Raw genomic sequence first — 1,190 nt, 5'->3', positions numbered from 1 at the left:
AGCCGGACCAGGCGGCCAGCGCCGCGGTGGCGTCGTGCCAGCCGGCGGCCGAGCCGCGCTGCCAGCTGCCGCCGTGCGCCCAGACCAGCAGCCCGGCGGGCGGCAGGCCCTGCGGCCGATGGACGCGGACCGGCACGGGAGGCGAGCCGGGAAGGACGAGACGTGACCACGGCGGCTCCCGGCGTCCGCCGGTCACGGCGATCACCGCGCCACTGGGCTGAGGATCCATGAGGTGCTCCGCGACGAGAGAGGGAGGGCGGGTCAGGCGTGCGCGCGGTCGCGCCGGCCGCGCAGGAAGATCGCCGCGACCAGGACGCCGAGCAGCACGAGCGCGGCGTTGACCGCGATCGCGACGGTGACGCCGTGCAGGACGGCCGCGCCGGTCACGGCCCCGGCCGTCGCGGCGGTGACGATCGCGGACATGATCGGGGTGCCCATGGTGATGCCGATCTGCTGGGACATCGAGGCCAGACCGGTGGCCAGGCCCTGCTCGCGGTCGGGCAGGCCGGTGGTGGCGGTGACCATGAAGCCGACGATGACCAGCATGTTCCCCACGCCGCCCAGGAAGGTGGCGGGCAGCAGCAACGCCATCGAGCCCGAGGCGCCGCCGAGGAGCAGCAGCGCGCCGGTGCTGACCGCCTGCAGCAGCCCGCCGCCGACCAGCACGGTCACGGTGGAGGTGCGGGCGATCGCCTTCGGGGCGAGCAGGCCACCGGCCACGGTGCCGAGACCGAGCACGCCGAACGACAGGCCGGCGGCCAGGGCGGTGAAGCCGAGGGTCTTCTGCAGGTAGAGGGTGAGCAGGTACACCAGGGACGTCTCGGTGACGAAGGCCAGCAGGCCGAGCAGGTTGCCCCAGGCCACGGTCGGCTTGCGCAGCACGTGCAGCGGCACGAGCGGCGCGGCGGCGCGCCGCTCGACCAGGTGGAACAGGCCGAGCAGGACGGCTCCGCCCAGCAGCCCGGCCAGGGCGAGGGGGTGGGTCCAGCCGTGCTCGCCGGCCTGCGTCAGGCCGTAGACGACGCCGAGCAGCCCGAGCGTCACGCTGAGCGCGCCGGGCAGGTCGAGCCGGGGACGATCGGCGGGCCGGGACTCGGCGATGACCGCGGGCGCGACGATGAGCACGGCGAGGGCGACGGGCACGTTGACGAAGAACGCCCAGCGCCAGGAGAGCAGGTCGGTCAGGACCC

Annotated in this window: 1 protein-coding gene and 1 pseudogene; both read right to left on the bottom strand. The window is 75.1% G+C overall.

Translation table 11 applies throughout. The features are described from left to right. Positions 1-229, bottom strand: a pseudogene (locus tag ACWCSD_RS52885) (hypothetical protein); the annotation flags it as partial. A 32-nt stretch (positions 230-261) separates the two neighbouring features. Then, positions 262-1,190: MFS transporter (locus ACWCSD_RS52880; RefSeq protein WP_449927594.1), on the bottom strand; the 929-nt coding region annotated here is incomplete at its 5' end.

This window comes from Nonomuraea sp. NPDC001684, assembly GCF_053596515.1.
This window is presented reverse-complemented; position numbering and strand designations above follow the sequence as displayed.